This window comes from Cupriavidus sp. 05T41 (assembly GCF_056396525.1).
In genome coordinates, this window is record NZ_JBFTLQ010000067.1 from 28,515 (window position 1) to 43,414 (window position 14,900).

A 14,900-nucleotide genomic window follows, 5' to 3' on the forward strand; every position below is an offset into this window, starting at 1 on the left:
GGAAGCGGGCTTTGTCACGTTGGCGATTCGATGACGCAACGTCACAGAGAACACGAGTTTGCTCTCACGAAGACTTCAAACGGCAACTGTCACGGGGCGATTCCCATGGGATTGACTTGGAAGCCCGGCGTTGGCGACTGGGCGTTGGAGGCCGGCGATGCTGCGCTGGCGCCGTTTTCCTTCGTAGCGCTGATTCTCTGCCGGATGACATTGAGGAGGCCACGAAGCTGGCGGCGGGCATCGGCTATCCACTGATGCTTAAGGCTAGCTGGGGCGGAGGCGGCCGCGGCATGCGGGCGATTCGGCAGGAAGTGGAACTGGCCGACGCTATCACCGCGGCCCGGCGTGAAGCAAAGGCGGCCTTCGGCAACGACGAGGTGTACCTCGAGAAGTTCATCGTGAGAGCGAAGCATGTGGAGGTCCAGATTCTCGGCGACACCGAGCAAGTTGGGTATTCCTACTCACTTCCACACTCACGATACGAGCGGCGTGGCTGCACCGTCGGTGCTGGCGGCCGTGGAGGTGGGGTGGATGCAGTCGACAGCTCCACGGACTCCATGAGCGGGCTGACGTCCCAGCCAAGCCTGGGTGCCAAGCTTGTCGCGGGGGCAAGGATGGCCACCGCGGGCAATCCAATGCTTGTTGGCACGCCGATGCAAGGCGCCGTGATAACTGTCAGCGTCAGGGTCGGGTAGGTTGTCGCCAAGGGTGAAACCGTAGGGGCAATTGAGGCGATGAAGATGGAGACAAGCGTCGTGACCGAAGTCGGTGGGACGGTGAAGGAGATTCTCGTGCAACCAGGCGCTCAGGTTCGCGCTGGCCAGCTGCCGATTGAGTTGCAGTAGGACGTTCCAGTTTGAAAAGGGCTGCGGCACGCTGATGCTGCTGCCTAAAATTCTTCTGGCATTACTTCGGGTCCTCCATAAGCCATCGACATACAACTACAGCCCGTCCTCCCGCAGGCGGGAGACTGTCTGCAATGAAACGCCAAACCAGTCGTAGAAGGACGACTCAAGGTCGTGTGGACCCGCCCAGCCGATGCGGTCTTTCAGTTCGGCGATAGATAAGTTGAATTGCATCGACTCGAACAGCGCACGCATCAAGCGCTGCGTCCTGCATATCTGGGTGAAAGCCATGCCTCTGGTGAAAAGGGCGCTTCGAATGCGCTGGGGAGTTGTATTGAGGGCCTGCGCAACCACTTCGGCTGTCCAATTCCGCGTCGGGTCGTGGAATACAGTTCCAGATATCATGTCCCGTAACCATGGCGCCCCAGGCGAGTCCCCTAGCATTCCTTGAGTGATAAGGAGGCCGACTTCACTGTGCGCCTTGCCGCTGAGTTCCAGGCTGCAATTGGTCGCAGAGAACGCGTTGCCTGCAAGGTGCAGGTCAATGGATTCGAAGGCCGGGACTTCGATGGCATGGCCGGTCTTTAGGGGGCGCTCAAAGCCGCGTCTCGTTAGGCTGTGGTCACCGTGAGCCGGTGAAATCCTTAGAGGGAAGGCTGGCACGAGTCTACGGAGGGACACCCGGGAACGGCAACGAATTTGGATACGCATGGAAACCTCTAAATCCTGTTCTGTTTCCAAATCTTCGTCACAATCCCAAATGGCGTAAATTTGATTCTTCTGAACGCACCGTTCGGATAACTGCCGAAACCCAGCATTCTGTGTGAGCGAACGGCTATTCCGAACTTTCCCAGATGGAAGTGGCCTACCCCCGTACAGAGTGGGGACCTTGGAAACAGACTAGGGGACGCTCATGGACACCGTCACGCTGAAAGGAGTGGGTTGGTAAGTCAACCGAGTCCCAAGACGAAATAATTGCGTTCCCCGTCAAGGCGCTCTCCGCGACCCGCGACCGTGAGGAGCGAGTACAGGTTCCCGGCGATCCACTGGCCCCTCGTTGGTACCGGCTGTACATTCTGCCGCCGGTGCCGCTTCAGCGCTGCATGTGGGCCGGTGGACGATTGCGGTCCCTCCGCGTAGTGAGGTTGTATCGAAGAAGTCCACCATACTGGACGTGGGCGCCGAAACGGGAGGGACGGGGTCACTGGCTTTCGTTGCCGTGGAGAGTACTGCGCGCCCCAAGGCCTTCGGTTAGCCGAAGCGCAAGACATCGGGAAGAGGCCTCTCAAATGCGTCACCGGCGCCGCTCGTTGCGAGCGCGATCGAGGAATGGCCTCGCAAAATGGGGCCCGACCCGGTGCTTCTGCTCCGATTCTCTACCTTGACCTTCAACGGACACAGGATTCACTACGAGCGCCCGCGTGGAACCGCCTTTTTGGATCTCAGCCCGCGTCGATAAGTGTCATAATTCTGCCTCCGTGGTTGCGCACCAGAGCATAGTGGCATGGCCGGAAAAGCGACTGTCGGAGCGGTCGCCCTGAGAAACTGTTCATCCGCAAATATGCCGGCCGGTCGCCCGAGGCTTGGCCGCTGGCTACCAATATGGGCTCTCCATGGACCGTCTGCAAGCAATGCAAGTGTTTCGACGCATCGTTGAAACGAATAGCTTCACTAAAGCTGCCGAGACGTTGGGGCTGCCTGCATCGACAGTAACCAGTATCGTAAAGAATCTCGAGGCTCACCTGGGTGTCCGACTGCTTCAGCGCACCACGCGAAGGCTGAGCGTGACCTCCGATGGCGCCACATACTACGAGCATTGCAGACGGATCATTGACGCTATCGACAGCGCCGAGGCCGGCTTCCCCGGCGTAGCTGGCAAGCCAGCCGGCAAACTCAAGGTCGACGCCCCCACGTCGTTGGCCAGGGCGGTCTTGATCCCGGCACTGCGGGACTTTCGGCGGCGTTACCCCGATATCGAACTGACGCTTGCGCTGGGAGACCGCCCTGTCGATATCGTTCACGAAGGAGTCGATTGCGCGATTCGAACCGGTGTCCTGGCGGACTCGTCCACCCTGGTTGGGAGGCGGCTCGGCAGCTTTGAATGGATTGTTGCTGCATCGCCCACCTATCTCGACGCTTTCGGCGAACCCATGGACCTTAGTTCGTTGCGTGACCATGAGGTTGTCGGCTATACGCTCAGCCAGACCGGCCGCCCCATGGAGTGGGATTTTGTCGTGGATGGAGAGCCCCAGCATTTCCAGCCCACGGGCCACTTATTTGTGAACGACACCGAAAGCTATATTGCCTGCGGCGTCGAAGGGCTTGGCATCGTTCGTGCGGGGAATTTCCTGATGCTGCCACATATCGAGGCAGGACGCCTTCGTCGGGTGCTGGCTGGGTATGCATCGCCCCGGGTGCCCGTTTCGATGCTGTATGCCCGCAACCGGCACCTAGCGCCTACAGTGAGGGTCTTCTTCGATTGGGCATTGGCCTTGTTCACCGCGTCGCCCCTTTTCAATCCCCAAGCTCGAGGCTTGACTCGTAGCGAGAAAGGCTGAGGCCGGGGTTGCATTAGACCAATGTGTCACTTGGCGAGACGCATCACCGCTCGCTATTCGGCTTCAAGGATTGCGTCGGAATCAATGGTGGTTTTCGGGTCACTAGATCGCCCGCAAGCATCCATTCTTACTTGGCCGCGAACGCGAGGCTACGTCGGTCTTCCAAGGGATTCGTCTGCTCTTTCCGGACCACAAGTATGCTCCACGACTGCGTTGTGAATCCCTTGCTCCTCGTAGAATGCCACAGCTCCCTTTGCTGAAAGTATGGGTGCAGCTCCCGCTGATTTAGGACTGACGTAACGCCTACTACCCCTCGACGGGAACTACGTTGACAGGCAATCGATGATTGCCTGTACGAAGACCCCGCAAGCCTGGCTACACAACCGGCGGGTGCCACATAGGCATATTTTCTCCGGCAATTCTCGAAGGTGAAAGTAGGTTGCCGAGCTGGCCAGGACCGGGACCCGCAGCGGTATCGAACGTCCCGTAGTCGCCGCCATTGGCGCCATGTCATCCACTCGTCGATTCTTCGCCTACCCGGAATTCTGATCGCAGCTAGAGCTACTTTATCTTACCGTGCGTCGGCCCCCAAAATTCGTTCAATTTTCCCCGGCCCAGGAGCGACCATGACTCACTTCACTTTGAACGGCAAGCCAATAGACATGGACGGCGACCCAGAGATGCCTCTGCTCTGGGCGCTGCGCGAATCCCTGGACCTGACAGGTACAAAGTTCGGTTGCGGTATGGCGTTGTGCGGCGCTTGTACCGTGCTCGTGGATGGCTCGCCCGCCCGTTCGTGTCAGACCCCAATCGCCAATATTGCCGGCCGCGCCGTCACTACGATCGAGGGAGCAAGTGGCAAGGTCGCCGTGGCTGTTCAGCAGACGTGGATCCGCTTGGACGTGCCGCAGTGCGGCTACTGCCAGTCCGGCCAGGTGCTGGCCGCAACGGCGCTGCTGACGGTGAACAAGCGCCCGACGGACGACGACATCGACGCGGCGCTGAGCGGCAACCTGTGCCGTTGCGCCACATACCAACGTATCCGCGCGGCGGTGCACGAGGCCGCGAAGGCACTGGAGGCCTAGTATGCATATTCCTAAGATCTTTTCCGAACACAAGCCGCAGAACGCATCGCGCCGCCGCTTCCTTATCGGCGCCGTGGCGGTCGGGGGCGGGCTGGTCGTCGGCTTTCATAACGTGCCCGCGATTGGCTCATCGGGATCCGATGCGGCCAAGGTGGCCGGAGAAGCGATGAGCAACCCGTTCGCGGGTTACGTGAAGATCGACGCCGACAACAAGGTGACCGTGATCGCATCGCAGTTCGAAAGCGGTCAGGGAATTTGGCACGGAATCGCCACATTGGTGCAGGAAGAGCTCGATGCCGACTGGGCCGATATCGACGTTGTCGGTGGCTTCGGCAACCCGGCGCTGTACAGCAACAAAGTGCTCGGCATGCAAGCCACAGGCGGGTCGACCGGCACATCCATTTCGTTCGATCGCTACCGCCAGGCTGGCGCCGCCGCCAGGGCGATGCTCGTCGCTGCGGCAGCGCAAGCGTGGCACGTGCCGGCCGCCGAGATCCGCGCAGCTAAGGGCGTGCTGACGCATACCTCGGGGAAGCACGCAACCTACGGCAGCCTGGCCGCTGCCGCGGCGAAGCTGCCACCGCCGGCGACGGTTGCGCTGAAGGCACGAAAAGATTGGGTCTATATAGGGAACGAGACCCTACCACGCTTCGACACGCCGCCCAAGGTCAACGGCAAGCTGAAGTTCGTCATCGACGTGAAGGCTACAGGTATGTTGACCGCGGTGATGATCCATCCGCCGCTGTTTGGCGCGCGCCTTATCGGTGTCGATGCGAGCGCGGCACGCCGATTGGAGGGCTTCGTCGACGCCATCGAGACACCGCGAGGCGTCGCCGTAGTGGCCGATCATATGTGGACGGCACTCAAGGCGCGCGACTTGGTCAAGGCAGAATGGGACGATAGCAAAGCGGAGAAACGCGGCTCCGAGGAGATCATTGCCCAGTACCGCCTGCTGGCCGCCCGGGGGGGAGATGCCGTTGCGATAGAAAAGGGCGACGTGAATCTAGCATTCCGTGAGGCGGCGAAGGTCATCGAGGGGACCTATGAATTTCCTTTCCTGGCGCACGCTCCGCTCGAACCATTGAATGCCGCTGTTCGCATGAATGCAGACGGCACGCTCGAGGTCTGGGGCGGGCACCAGTATCAGGATACCTATCAGGCGCTGGTTGCTGAACTCGCTGGCGTCCCGCCGGAGAAGGTGATCCTGCACGTTATGCGAACGGGAGGCAGTTTCGGCCGCCGCGCTGTATTCAATGCCGACGTGATCTTCGAGGCGGTGAGCGTGGCAAAGGCGATGGGCTTCAAGGCGCCAGTCAAGGTGCAGTGGACACGCGAGAACGACATGCGCGCGGGCCAGTACCGGCCGATTTACCTGCACAAGTTCAAGGCCGGCATTGACGCGCAAGGCAAGCTGATTGCTTGGCGGGACACGATTATCGGGCAATCGCTATGCGTGGGCACTCCGTTCGATGTATGGATCAAAAACGGCGTCGATCCCACAACCGTCGAGGGTTCGGCGACGATGCCGTACGCGGTGCCGAATCGCCGCGTCGACGTAAGCGCTCCGCAGTTGGGCGTGCCGGTGACCTTTTGGCGCTCCGTCGGTATGAATCATGCTGGCTACGCTGTGGAATGCTTCTTCGACGAGGTGGCCGCAGCCGCCGGCAAGGACCCGCTGCAGTATCGGCTCGACCTGCTCGGCGAGCATCCACGCCAAGCCGCGGTGCTCAAGCTGGCTGCCGAAAAGGCAGATTGGGGCAAGACCTTGCCCGCTGGGCGCGCGCTTGGGCTGTCGATCACCGAAACATTCGGCACCGTCGTCGCGCAGGTCGCTGAGGTCTCGAACGACAACGGCAACCTCAAGGTCCATCGTATCGTTTGCGCAATTGACTGCGGCATTGTTGTAAGCCCGGACCAGGTCCGAGCGCAGATGGAGGGCGGTATCGGTTTTGGCCTCGGTGCGGCGCTCAAGTCGGAGATCACCCTTGACAAAGGCACCGTAGTGCAGGGCAACTATGGTGATTACGATGTTCTGCGCCTGCACGAGATGCCTTGTATCGAGGTGCACATCGTCAAGTCCGATGCCCCGCCGACTGGCGCAGGAGAACCAGGCGTGCCCGGTGCCGGTCCCGCTGTCGCTAACGCACTGTTCGCGTTAAGCCGCAAAGCGCACCGTGTGCTTCCCCTCCTGCGACACACTTGAGCAACCATTCCCTAGATCATTCAGGAGGCATCATGAGCACGATACCCAAGTTGGTCACCGCGATCACGTTACTTGTCGCGCTTCCTAGCGCGCAATCGCAGGACTCCGCGGCGTTGGCGCAGAAAAGTAACTGCATGGCGTGCCACGCAGCAGACAAGAGACTTGTTGGCCCGTCCTTCGCGGAAATTGCCGCGCGCTATAAGGACAAGCCGGATGGCCTGGCCGCCGTTGCGACAAGCAATCGCCAGGGCAGTAAAGGAACCTGGGGCGGCATGCCGATGCCCGCCAATCCAGGCGTCAGTGGCGAACAAGCTGCCGAGTTGGCGAAATGGGTGCTCGCGCGATAGCTCACGAGCGAGCGGTAGACGCAACGCCGGATGGCGCGCGCTCTCTGAAGGTGTCAAGTCACGGAACCCGTTGATCTCGACATCCTGCGTGCCTGCCGGCGGCGGCTGCGCGAACGACAGAAGCTGGTGCTGGTCACAGTTGTCTGTACCTGGGGCTCATCGCCCCAGCCACCGGGAGCAATGGCAATCCGGGAAGACGGCATGGTCGCAGGCTCCGTATCCGGAGGATGCATTGAGGACGACCTGATCGACCAAGTGCACCATTTCGGCGTAGAGACACTAACTGATGCTGGATCCCGACCCGCTTGACCAGATCGTCGAGCGCCTGGGTCAGAGGATTACAACGCGGCGCACAGTAGAGCTGACCACGGGTCGTGCCACGTACTTCGACGGTGCGCCTCAAGAGGGGATCGAATGTGACGGAGGCCCTGACCACCGTGCTTGGCCCTGCCTGCCGCTTGATCGTGATCGGGGCAGCCCAGCTTTCGCGATACCTCTGTCAGGGTGCAGTCAGCTTGGGATTCGATATGACGGTTTGCGATCCTCGCGAGGAGTACTTTGCGGGCTGGAACGTGCCAGGCGCTCGCCTGCTACGAGGCATGCCGGACTACGAAAAAACGACAGCCTTGCGGTGGGCCTAGCCGGACCATCACATGTTTGAATAGTTCGGTCCGCCGCCACCCTCAGGCGTTCTCCAAACAATGTTTTGCGATGGATCCTTGATGTCGCAGCTCTTGCAATGCAAGCAGTTCTGCGCGCTGACGACCAGTCTGTGCGTCGCGCCCACCGAACCTGTTCCGCCCGATTGCGCGAATTCGTAAACCGCAGCCGGGCAATAGCGTGATTCCGGACCTGCGTAATGGCGAAGATTCAACGCGACCGGCGTCATGCTACTCTGCAACACCAGATGTTCCGGCTGATCCTCAGCATGATTGGTGTTTGAGAGGAGGACGGACGAAAACCGATCGAACGTCAGTTTGCCATCCGGCCGGGGATAGACAATCGGCCGATGATGCTTGGCCAGGTCGAGCGTCTCGTGATCGGCATGTCGGTGCCTAAGCGTCCAAGGTACTCGACCGCCCATGAGTTTCTGCTCAATGCCCGTCATCAGTGCTCCTAGGTAGAGCCCCTTGCTCATCCATTGTCTGAAGTTGCGGGCGCGATGCAACTCTTCATAGAACCACGACGCGCGGAATGCTGCGGGATAGGCGCTGAGCGTATCGGAGGAATAACCGGCCGAAACGGCGTCGAATGCTGCGTCTGCCGCCAGCATTCCTGTCTTGATCGCGGCATGGCTGCCCTTGACGAGTGCGGGGTTGAGAAATCCGGCGTCGTCGCCAGCCAAGGCGCCGCCGGGAAATACGAGCGTCGGCAATGCGGTCAGGCCACCTGCGGCGATCGCACGCGCTCCGTAAGCCACACGCGTCCCGCCTTCGAACAACGTTCGGATAGCGGAATGTGTTTTGTATCGCTGGAACTCCTCGAAAGGCGAAAGCCACGGATTTGCATACCCCAGCCCCACAATGAATCCGACCGCAACCTGGTTGCCCTCTGCATGGTAGAGGAACGATCCGCCATAGGTGTCCCGCTCGAGCGGCCATCCGGCCGTGTGCATGACGAGTCCTGGCCGGTGCTTCGCTGGATCGATGTTCCAGAGTTCCTTGATGCCGATCCCATGAACCTGTGGGCTGGCGTTGTCCCGAAGCCCGAACTTAGAAGTCAGTTCGAGGCCCAAGTGGCCGCGCGCGCCTTCGCAGAACAGCGTATATCTCGCATGAATCGTCACGCCGCGCTGGAAATTTTCGCGGGCCTTGCCATCACGGCCGACTCCCAGGTCTCGGGTGGCAACGCCCTTGACCGAGCCATCATCGTGATAAAGGATCTCGGCCGCCGGAAACCCAGCGAAGATCTCGACACCGAGCGCCTCGGCCTGTTTTCCCAGCCAGCGAACAACGTTGCCGAGGCTGACGACATAGTTGCCCTCGTTGCGCAATATGCGGGGCAGCAGCCAGTCTGGCACGCTCACCGACGTCCTTTTAGTGAGGAACAGGAACCGATCTTCGCTGACTGGCACGTTGAGCGGTGCACCCATCGACTTCCACTCAGGCAGCAGTTCGTTCAGCGCACGCGGGTCCATGACCGCTCCGGAGATGATATGGGCGCCGATCTCCGAGCCTTTCTCCAGTACGCACACGGCGATGTCGGTACCTGCTTCCCGGGCGCGCTGTTTGAGCCTTATAGCGGCTGACAGGCCCGCCGGACCGCCGCCGACCACGACGACATCATATTCCATCGTCTCGCGAGCCGCGCCTGCTGTCTCTGCTTGTGTTGCCATCAGAAGGAGCGTGGCAGGCCGAGTATATGCTCCGCAACGTAGGAAAGGATCAGATTGGTCGAGATCGGTGCGACCTGGTACAGGCGCGTCTCGCGGAACTTGCGCTCGACGTCGTATTCACAGGCGAAACCGAAGCCGCCGAACGTCTGCAGGCAAACGTTGGCCGCCTCCCAAGAGGCTTTCGCGGCCAGGTACTTGGCCATGTTCGCCTCCGCTCCGCAAGCGGAGTGTGCATCGAACAATTCACAGGCGCGAAAGCGCATCAAGTTAGCGGCGCTGACTTCGATGTAGTTCTCGGCGATCGGGAATTGCACACCCTGATTCTGTCCGATTGGCCGGTCGAAGACGATGCGCTCTCCGGCGTACTTCGCTGCGCGATTCAGGAACCACCAACCGTCGCCAATGCACTCGGCCGCGATCAGCGTGCGTTCGGCGTTGAGGCCGTCGAGAATGTAGCGAAATCCCTTACCTTCCTCGCCGATCAGGTTCTCCGCCGGAATTTCCAGGTTGTCGAAGAACAGCTCGTTTGTTTCGTGGTTAACCATGTTGGTAATCGGACGTACGGTCAGTCCGCTGCCGATCGCGTCGCGCAAGTCCACCAGGAAGATCGAGAGGCCTTCGGATTTACGCTTTACCTGATCCGCCGGCGTCGTGCGGGCGAGTAGGATCATGAGTTCGGAGTGCTGCACGCGCGAGATCCAGACCTTCTGTCCGTTGATCACGTAGCGATCGCCCTTCTTGATGGCAACGGTCTTGATCTTCGTGGTGTCGGTGCCTGTCGTCGGCTCGGTCACGCCCATTGATTGCAGCCGCAGTTCGCCCGACGCAATACGTGGCAAGTACTTCCGCTTCTGCGCTTCGGACCCATGGCGCAGGAGAGTGTTCATGTTGTACATCTGACCATGGCAGGACCCGGAATTGCCGCCATTGCTATTGATCTCTTCCATAATCACGGATGCTTCGGTCAGGCCGAGACCGGAGCCACCATACTCCTGGGGAATCAGTGCGGACAGCCAACCGGCCTTGGTCAGCGCCTCGACGAACGTCTCCGGATAGCCGCGCTGCTCGTCGATTTTGCGCCAATACTCGTCGGGATAGTCGGCGCACAGGCTTCGAAGGGCGTCACGGATTTCCTGGTACTTGTCTTCGGTAGGGAATTTCATCGTCGTCAATGCATGGTGGAGAGGTTGGGCGAGTCGAGGAATCAATGTGCGGCGTCGCGAATCATGTTGCGGGCGATCACGAGTTGCTGGATCTGTGTCGTTCCCTCATAGATGCGGAAGAGCCGGACGTCGCGATAGAAGCGCTCGATGCCGTAGTCGCTGACATAGCCGGCGCCGCCGTGGATTTGCACGCATCGGTCGGCCACGCGTCCACACATTTCGGAGGCGAACAGCTTGGCGCATGACGCCTCGGTGCTCACGTTCTCACCGCTGTCCCGGCGGCGGGCGGCATCGATCACCATGCAGCGGGCGGCGTAGAGTTCGGCGCGGCTGTCGGCAAGCATGGCCTGAATCAACTGGAAATCGGAGATCGCTCGGCCGAACTGCTTGCGCTCCATGGCGTATCGCAAGGTGTCGTCGAGCATGCGCTGTGCGACTGCCACGCAGATCGCGGCGATATGAATGCGGCCCTTGTCGAGAACCTTCATGGCCGTCTTGAAGCCCTTGCCCTCGATGCCACCGATGAGGTTGGCAGCCGGCACGCGGCAGTTCTCGAAGATGACGTCGCACGTATGCGCGCCCTTCTGCCCCATCTTTTTGTCGCGCTTGCCGAAACTGATGCCGGGTGTGCCCGCGTCCACGATGAACGCCGAGATGCCGGCCGCACCCCGTTCTTCCGGATTGGTGCGCGCCATCAGCGTAAAGATACCGGCATGCGGCGCATTGGTAATGAAGCGCTTCGTCCCATTTACCACGTACATGTCGCCTTCCCTGCGCGCCATCGTGCGCAGCGATGCCGCGTCGGAGCCGGATTCGGGTTCAGTCAGGGCAAACGATGCGATGATCTCGCCCGTAGCCAGCCGAGGCAGGTAGCGCGCCTTCTGTTCGTCGGTGCCATCAAACAGGATACCTTGGGAGCCGATGCCGACCGTGGTGCCGAGCAGTGATCGAAAGGCCGGCGAGGCATAGCCCAACTCGAACATTGACAGCACTTCTTCTTCCATCGTCAACTCGAGGCCGCCATAGGCTTCCGGGATGGTTAGCCCGAACAGCCCCATTGCCTTCAGATCCGCAACAATGTCGTCGGGAATTTCGTCAGCTTCCGCGACACGTTCCTCATTCGGGATGAGGCGCTCGCGGACAAAGCGCGCGATGTTGTCGCGCAGGACGTTCATCGTTTCGATATCACGGATCATAGTCGTCAACTCAGTAAATCAAGTAATCATGCTGCGTTGTGGATTTCCAAGCGTCAACAAGTCGGCGCGCTTTGTTCCGTACTTCGACAGACGCGTATCCCGGCGCTCGATGGTGCACTGGCACATGAGGGCCGACGCTTTCCCCGCGCAAAAAGGGGCCGCCTCCCACGTGCGGTGTGGCCCAACCCGTTGCTGGTGGACACCTTGGCGATACTGGATGCGTCTGGCCAATTACGCGCACGTCGTCAACACCATCTGACTAAGCGATAGAGCCTCTGTGCGCCGCATTTCAAATAGTTACCACCATTGATTTCGAGGTACGGAACGTGCTGTGGTGGTGCGTTGACTTGTCCGTGCCCGCGTATCAGGATGGAATGCAGAAGTGCGTAGCTGCGGAAGCGTTCGCCGTTACGGATGCGACTACACCCCCCCTCGCCGGCGGTATCGCCAGTAACGGTTCCGTTGCACGCGCCGGATTCCAATCCATATCACTCGGGACGATGAGGAGTTACACCCATGAAGATGCCGCGTGCGCATATCGAGATGATGGCGCTTTCGCAAGATGAAGGCTGGTGTGTGTTGGATGGATTTCCGGCTGGGCTCGAGGTGAGAGTGCTGGCCGACGACCTGGACGAGGCCGCCCAATGCGGCGCCCGGACACGGCTTGTCCGGTTCGCTCCTGGTGCCGTCACGCAGGGCACGCTGGTGCACGGGTATTGGGAAGAGGTGTTCTTGATATCGGGAGACCTCCAAGCGCTCGACGAGTCCCCGCGGCTCTCATCGAACGCGGTCCCGCCGTTACATACATACTCGTGCCGGCCTCCCGGTACCCCGCACGGCCCTTTCGTTTCGCGGCGCGGCTGCATCCTGTTCGAAGTGCAGTATTTCCTGCCGCGCTGATGTTCCCATCCCATTCTTTCTAACTAGATCCTCAACAAGGAACCTTGAAATGTCCGGACTATTCGACTCATTGACGCTGCGCGGCGTGACGCTGCGCAACCGGATCGGGGTGTCCCCGATGTGCCAATACAGTGCAGTGGACGGGTATGTCAACGCCTGGCACCTGGTTCACCTGGGCTCCCGCGCCGTGGGTGGCGCCGGGCTCGTGATGACCGAAGGTACCGCGATCGTGCCCGAGGGGCGTATCACGCCATCCGATCTCGGCCTCTGGAAGGACGATCACATTGCTGGCCATCGAGATCTCGTCCGATTCATCGAAGCCCAGGGAGCCGTGGCCGGCGTGCAACTCGCGCACGCCGGGCGGAAGGCGTCGCGCGTGCCGCCTTGGGAATCCGACCCGGGACAGACGCAAGGTAGGCCGTTGACGATCGAAGAAGGTGGATGGGAGCCGGACGGCGCCAGCCCGCTCGCCTTTGATCACGGATACACCGTACCGCATGAACTGACGATCCAGGAGATTGAGCATGTGGTCGATGAGTTTGCCCTTTCGGCGCAACGCGCCGGGGAAGCGGGATACCGGTGGATCGAAGTGCATGCCGCGCATGGTTACCTCCTGCATTCCTTCAATTCAGTGCTATCGAACCATCGGACGGATGCCTACGGCGGTTCGCTCGAAAATCGCTGTCGAATCACTCTCGAGGTGGCTCGCGCGATACGCCGGGTCTGGCCGGCCGACCGGGTGCTAGCCTTCCGGCTGTCATACACCGACTGGGTAGAAGGCGGGTGGAGTGTCGAAGAGACGATTGAGCTTGCTCGCTGGCTCAAGGATGAGGGTGTGGACCTGGTTGACGTTAGCTCGGGCGGAGCCGTGCCCCATCCGACGATTCCGGTCGGACCGGGCTACCAAGTACCCGGCGCTGCGGCGATTCGCGAAGGAGCAACGATGCCGGTCGCCGCAGTCGGCTGGATCGACAAGGCCGAGCAGGCCGAGGCGATCCTGCGGGAGAAAAAGGCGGACATCGTTATGATGGCGCGCGAAATGCTGCGGGACCCCTATTGGCCACTTCGCGCCGCACTGCAACTGGACCGCACCGAGGAAGCTCGCATGCCCGTCCAATACAATTCCGCCTGGGCACATCTTGGCGCCTTCAGCTTCGATCCCATTACGGCACCGAGAATCACGAAATCGGGGATCGAAAAAGTGGACGGCGCTCGCCGCAATGCCCTCGCATAACCATGATCATGGGCAAGCGCCCGCATGCCCATCTGGGTAGTCCGCCTGCGGGGGGCCACCCAGACGGAGCGCATCGACATTGCCACATTACTGAGGCGGTCGTAGAGCGAAGTAATTTCGTCACTCCGGAATCCGGTTGGATCCCGCCTTTTATATAGAAGTCTGGCCGGTTAATTGACAATATTGCTCGAACTAATCGCGAATGACAGCCGATTGGCATGGAGAGTACAAGCGCAATGGCACATTGAGCCACTTTGCCGCGTTGAATACGGCCACCGGAGACGTGCTGCGCAAGACCGCGGCGCGTCACATCTGCGAGCAGTTCGTGGCGTTTCTGACCTATATTGTGGCCCTCAGCACGGTGGTCAGGAAATCCACGTGATCTGTGACAACGTGAGCAGCCACAAGACGTCGCACGTCCAGGACTCCTGCGGGCTCATCGATGCGTACACATGCACTTCACGCCCACCTATTCGTCCTGGCTGAGCAAGGTGGAGAATTGGCTATCCCGCATCCGGCGTGACGTAATTAGTCGCAGCATCGTTACTTCGGTGAATGACTTGGACCGGCCTGCGCTGCGCGCAAGAAGTAAAACCGTCGCCACAATTTAAAAACTGGATTCAGTATTTAAAAAATAAATGCACGCGGCAGATATGCATTCTTGTGTTAAGAAAAAAGCAATAGGATGCAGTTTTATGCGTGTTGGCCAGTTCCTGTGGATGGAAGGGCTTGTTCTCAGGCTGTGCTCCTATTTCTGGTGCCGTATTTATTGCATAGTGTTGACTCCAGTCGTGTGGATGACTTGACATGAAGCGCTTCTCTCTGACATTTCGTTGTCATGCGTAGTGCACGGCAACATAGTTTCCTGATGCCCCATGGACTACACCCCGATCAAATCCCTGCTGATTGCCAACCGTTCCGAGATCTCCATCCGCGTGATGCGCGCGGCTGCCGAGATGAATATCCGGACCGTGGCGATCTATTCGAAGGAAGACCGCCTCGCGCTCCATCGCTTCAAGGCCGATGAGAGCTAC

Annotated in this window: 12 protein-coding genes and 3 pseudogenes; 11 read left to right on the forward strand and 4 right to left on the reverse strand. The window is 60.1% G+C overall.

What is annotated here, in order from left to right; all coding sequences use genetic code 11:
• Positions 1–164 precede the first annotated feature (164 nt).
• Together AC1DKV_RS30035 and AC1DKV_RS30040 are read left to right on the forward strand one after the other, a co-directional pair.
• A pseudogene (locus AC1DKV_RS30035) lies at positions 165–440 on the forward strand (ATP-binding protein); the annotation flags it as partial.
• 270 nt (positions 441–710) lie between these two features.
• Positions 711–845: pseudogene (locus AC1DKV_RS30040) on the forward strand (biotin/lipoyl-containing protein); the annotation flags it as partial.
• 96 nt (positions 846–941) lie between these two features.
• On the opposite strand, the gene AC1DKV_RS30045 reads toward AC1DKV_RS30040, so the two are convergent.
• Positions 942–1,136: a hypothetical protein gene (locus AC1DKV_RS30045; protein WP_441622627.1), complete on the reverse strand. Its 195-nt coding sequence runs from the start codon at positions 1,134–1,136 to the stop codon at positions 942–944.
• Positions 1,137–2,458: 1,322 nt separating this feature from the next.
• On the opposite strand from AC1DKV_RS30045, the gene AC1DKV_RS30050 reads away from it, so the two are divergent.
• From AC1DKV_RS30050 to AC1DKV_RS30070, 5 genes are all read left to right on the forward strand, one after another.
• Positions 2,459–3,403: a LysR family transcriptional regulator gene (locus AC1DKV_RS30050; protein WP_441622629.1), complete on the forward strand. Its 945-nt coding sequence runs from the start codon at positions 2,459–2,461 to the stop codon at positions 3,401–3,403.
• A gap of 626 nt (positions 3,404–4,029) precedes the next feature.
• A complete protein-coding gene (locus AC1DKV_RS30055; RefSeq protein WP_441622631.1) occupies positions 4,030–4,488 on the forward strand; it encodes a (2Fe-2S)-binding protein in 459 nt (152 codons plus the stop codon).
• A gap of 1 nt (position 4,489) precedes the next feature.
• Positions 4,490–6,691, forward strand: coding sequence for a xanthine dehydrogenase family protein molybdopterin-binding subunit (locus AC1DKV_RS30060; protein ID WP_441622632.1), 2,202 nt, complete (start codon positions 4,490–4,492; stop codon positions 6,689–6,691).
• 32 nt (positions 6,692–6,723) lie between these two features.
• Complete coding sequence (locus AC1DKV_RS30065) at positions 6,724–7,038, forward strand: c-type cytochrome (RefSeq protein WP_441622634.1); 315 nt, start codon at positions 6,724–6,726, stop codon at positions 7,036–7,038.
• Between the two features lie 105 nt (positions 7,039–7,143).
• Entirely contained in the window at positions 7,144–7,347 is a 204-nt protein-coding gene (locus AC1DKV_RS30070; protein WP_441622648.1) for an XdhC family protein, read from the forward strand.
• Positions 7,348–7,687: 340 nt separating this feature from the next.
• Here AC1DKV_RS30070 and AC1DKV_RS30075 read toward each other — a convergent pair whose 3' ends face one another.
• The 3 genes from AC1DKV_RS30075 to AC1DKV_RS30085 are packed head-to-tail and all read right to left on the reverse strand — an operon-like array spanning position 7,688 to position 11,732.
• A complete protein-coding gene (locus AC1DKV_RS30075; protein ID WP_441622636.1) occupies positions 7,688–9,373 on the reverse strand; it encodes an electron transfer flavoprotein-ubiquinone oxidoreductase in 1,686 nt (561 codons plus the stop codon).
• The gene (locus AC1DKV_RS30080; RefSeq protein WP_441622638.1) at positions 9,373–10,536 is read right to left on the reverse strand and encodes an acyl-CoA dehydrogenase family protein; all 1,164 of its coding nucleotides are present in this window, start codon (positions 10,534–10,536) and stop codon (positions 9,373–9,375) included. Before AC1DKV_RS30080 ends, AC1DKV_RS30075 begins: the two co-directional genes overlap by 1 nt.
• Positions 10,537–10,577: 41 nt before the next feature.
• Complete coding sequence (locus tag AC1DKV_RS30085; RefSeq protein ID WP_441622640.1) at positions 10,578–11,732, reverse strand: acyl-CoA dehydrogenase family protein; 1,155 nt, start codon at positions 11,730–11,732, stop codon at positions 10,578–10,580.
• 516 nt (positions 11,733–12,248) lie between these two features.
• Here AC1DKV_RS30085 and AC1DKV_RS30090 point away from each other — a divergent pair.
• The 4 genes and pseudogenes from AC1DKV_RS30090 to AC1DKV_RS30105 all read left to right on the forward strand — a co-directional run.
• Positions 12,249–12,632 carry a cupin domain-containing protein gene (locus AC1DKV_RS30090; RefSeq protein WP_441622642.1) on the forward strand — a complete coding sequence of 128 codons (384 nt, stop codon included), beginning with the start codon at positions 12,249–12,251 and terminating at the stop codon, positions 12,630–12,632.
• A gap of 49 nt (positions 12,633–12,681) precedes the next feature.
• Positions 12,682–13,866 (forward strand): NADH:flavin oxidoreductase/NADH oxidase, encoded by a 1,185-nt coding sequence (locus AC1DKV_RS30095; protein ID WP_441622644.1) that lies wholly within the window; start codon positions 12,682–12,684, stop codon positions 13,864–13,866.
• 208 nt (positions 13,867–14,074) lie between these two features.
• Positions 14,075–14,477: pseudogene (locus AC1DKV_RS30100) on the forward strand (transposase); the annotation flags it as partial.
• A gap of 264 nt (positions 14,478–14,741) precedes the next feature.
• Positions 14,742–14,900 (forward strand): biotin carboxylase N-terminal domain-containing protein (locus tag AC1DKV_RS30105; protein ID WP_441643574.1); only part of this gene is annotated, 159 nt, incomplete at its 3' end.